The 3,104-nt window shown below is 68.5% G+C and carries 4 protein-coding genes; 1 reads left to right on the forward strand and 3 read right to left on the reverse strand.

The window, feature by feature from the left end:
- Window positions 1-404, reverse strand: a 404-nt coding sequence (locus MFF55_RS13935; RefSeq protein WP_238244706.1) for an efflux RND transporter permease subunit, incomplete at its 3' end; no start/stop codon positions are given.
- A gap of 18 nt (window positions 405-422) precedes the next feature.
- Window positions 423-1,607, reverse strand: coding sequence for an efflux RND transporter periplasmic adaptor subunit (locus MFF55_RS13940; protein ID WP_238244707.1), 1,185 nt, complete (start codon window positions 1,605-1,607; stop codon window positions 423-425).
- Between the two features lie 201 nt (window positions 1,608-1,808).
- Between MFF55_RS13940 and MFF55_RS13945 the strand changes: the two genes are divergently transcribed.
- Entirely contained in the window at window positions 1,809-1,991 is a 183-nt protein-coding gene (locus MFF55_RS13945; protein WP_238244708.1) for a hypothetical protein, read from the forward strand.
- 109 nt (window positions 1,992-2,100) lie between these two features.
- On the opposite strand, the gene rfbA is transcribed toward MFF55_RS13945, so the two are convergent.
- Complete coding sequence (gene rfbA, locus MFF55_RS13950; RefSeq protein ID WP_238244709.1) at window positions 2,101-2,988, reverse strand: glucose-1-phosphate thymidylyltransferase RfbA; 888 nt, start codon at window positions 2,986-2,988, stop codon at window positions 2,101-2,103.
- Between the last annotated feature and the right edge of the window lie 116 nt (window positions 2,989-3,104).

Consider the following 3,104-nt stretch of genomic DNA (forward strand, 5'->3'; position numbering starts at 1 on the left):
ATCTCGACGCGGCTGATGATCGGCTCGTCGATGGTGCGCGGCAGGTTGATGCGGATCTTGTTGATCGCTTCCTTCACGTCGTTGACGGCGCGATCCTGGTTCACCTCCAGACGGAACTCGATCGTGGTGATCGAGGCGCCCTCGGAGATGTTCGAGATGACGTGCTTGACGCCCTTCACGCCGGAAACCGCGTCCTCGACCCACTTCGTGACCTGGGTCTGAAGCTCGGAGGGCGCCGCCCCGCTCTGGGTGATCGCCACCGAGACGATCGGGATGTCGATGTTGGGGAAGCGCGTGATCGGCAGGCTCCGGAAGCTCACCAACCCGAGCACCATGAGCACCAGGAACAGGACGAGCGACGGGATCGGCTTGCGGATCGCCCAAGCGGAGATGTTGAGGCGCATGGCGGCTCGTTCCCCTCCTCAGCGCTGCCCGGCCTCGGCAGCCTGCGCTGCCGGCCGGACCGGGCGAACGAGGTCGCCGTGGCGGAGGAAGCTGCTCGCCCGCGAGACCACCGCCTCGCCGGCCGCGACGCCGGAACGAACCTCCATGAACCCGTCGGCGGCGAGGCCGAAGGCGACTTTGCGCGCCTCGACGCGGTCGTTCGGCACCACCAGGACGGTCGCGCTGCCATCGGCACCGTAGAGCACCGCCGAGAGCGGCACCGCGATGCCGGTGCGGCGCGCCACCTCGACCCTGCCGCGCGCGAACGCGCCAATCCGCAGCGCCGGGTCGTGATCGAGCGTGATCCGAATCTTGCCGAGGCGGGTCATCCGATCCACCTCGGGATCGATCCGGCGGACCCGGCCGCGAAGGCTGCGACCGTCCTCGAGATCGAGCCGGGCCGGATCGCCGAGCTTGATCCGGGGCATCCAGGTCTCGGGGACTTCGCCTTCGAGCTCGATCTCGCCGCGCGCGATCAGCCGGAACAGGGCTTCCCCGGTGGCCGTCGCCGTGGCGCCGACGCGGGCCGTGCGGCGGCTCACGATGCCGGCCTCCGGCGCGCGGATCTCAGTACGGGCGCGGCGCAGCGCGATCTCCGCCCCCTGCGCACGCGCCGTCGCAAGATCCGCCTGTGCGAGCTGGAGGCCGCCCCGCGCGGCGGCAAGCCGACCGTCGGCACCCTGCGCCGTCGAGACCCGCTGTTCCAGGGCGGCAGCCGTGGCGTTACCGGTTTTCACAAGCGAACGGGCGCGCTCCAGCGCGAGGCTCGCCTCGACCTGCGCCGCCTCGGCCTGAACGATCTGACTCCTCGCCTGCACGATCGCCGCCTCGGCCTTGGCAATGGCCGCAGCGTTCGAGGCCTCCTGCGTCTCGATCATCTCGCGCGACAGACGCGCGAGCACCTGACCGCGCGCGACCTGTGCGCCTTCCTCGACCAGGAGTTCGGTGATGCGATAGCCCTCGATCTCGGGCGCGACCATGATCTCGTCGCGCGGCACGAGCGTCCCCGTGACGACCGCCTGCTCCACGATCTCGCGACTCGCGGCCGGCACGACCGTCACGGCCGGAGCGATCGCTGCCGCCTCGGGCACGGCCGACGTCTCGGCTGACGCGCTGGTCGCGAAGGCGGTCAAGCCGAGGGCGAGGAAAAGGATCGGTCGCATGGGTCCCGTTCGGTCGCGAGCGCGGAACCGCCGCCATCCATCCCTGTAACCCGAGGCGGGCGTTTTCATGGCACGAGGGTTTCCGCCGCGTGACCAGTCTGACGACTAACGCAATTTATTTTTCGTCAATCCGCGCGCTGCTGCAACGAGGCCGAAGACCGCACGTTGCCTTGGGCAAAGTACGAGCGGAGCTTGGAGCCCATGAGCATCTTTCAGATTCGGCGGAAGACGAACGGCGCCATTCTCTGGACCGGAAGCGCGAACGACGCGGCTACAGCGCTCGATGCCATGGCCCGCGAGGCAGGCTACCCGGACTTTGCGGCTCTGCCGGAAAACATCCGAGCCGCCGGTGTCGAGGCTGCCGAGCTCGACCTGAAGAACTGACCGAGCACTCAGGCGCTTCCTACCGCCGCGAAGCGAGCACAGCTTCACGGGCCGACTGGCGCAGGGGAACGAGCCGCGCTCGCTCCTACGCGTTCAGCGGTGAGGGCGCTCAGCGCAGCAGGGCGTCGGTGTCTTCGTGTGCCAGTTTCAGCAGGTTTTGTCCGTAGGGTGTTTTGGCAAACATCTCGCCGCGGGCGACGAGCTGGTCGCGGCCGATGAAGCCCTGCAGGTAGGCGATCTCCTCCAGGCAGGCCACCTGCAAGCCCTGCCGGTGCTGCAGCGTGCGCACGAACTCGGCCGCCTCCAGGAGGCTGTCATGCGTGCCCGTGTCGAGCCAGGCATAGCCCCGGCTCATCCGCTCCACGAAGAGCTGCCCGCGCTCCAGGTAGGCCTGGTTCACGCTGGTGATCTCCAGCTCGCCGCGGCCTGAGGGCTTCACCGCGGCGGCGATGTCGAGCACCTGATTGTCGTAGAAGTACAGCCCCGTCACCGCCCAGGGGCTGTCGGGCTCGGGCGGCTTCTCGACCAGCCGCAGCGGCCGGCCGGCCTTGTCGAGGCTGACCACGCCGTAGGCCTGCGGGTTGTCGACATGGTAGGCAAACACCGTCGCCCCGCTCGTGCGCTCCCGCGCGCGCGCAAGCAGCTCGCTCAGTCCCGAGCCGAAGAACAGGTTGTCGCCCAGGACCAGGGCGACGGGGTCGGAGCCGACGAACGCGCGGCCGATGACGAAGGCCTGGGCCAGGCCCTCGGGCCGGGGCTGCACCGCGTAACTGAAGGACAGCCCGAACTGCTCGCCGGTGCCGAACAGGCGCTTGTAGTTGTCGAGGTGCTCGGGAGACGAGATGATCAGGATCTCGCGGATGCCCGCCAGCATCAGCACCGAGACGGGGTAGTAGATCATCGGCTTGTCGTAGACGGGCAGGAGCTGCTTGTTGATCGACAGCGTTGCCGGATGCAGCCGGGTGCCGGAGCCGCCAGCCAGGACGATGCCCTTCATGTGACGAGGCCCTTCATGGTGCGACCTTCATGACGCTGTCTTCCACGTTGTCTGCTGCAGGAACCGGGTTGTGTTCCGCAAGAACCGGACCGACAAGCCGGTCGAGGAGGTCCTCG

Source organism: Methylobacterium iners (assembly GCF_022179305.1).
In the GTDB taxonomy this organism is placed as follows: domain Bacteria; phylum Pseudomonadota; class Alphaproteobacteria; order Rhizobiales; family Beijerinckiaceae; genus Methylobacterium; species Methylobacterium iners.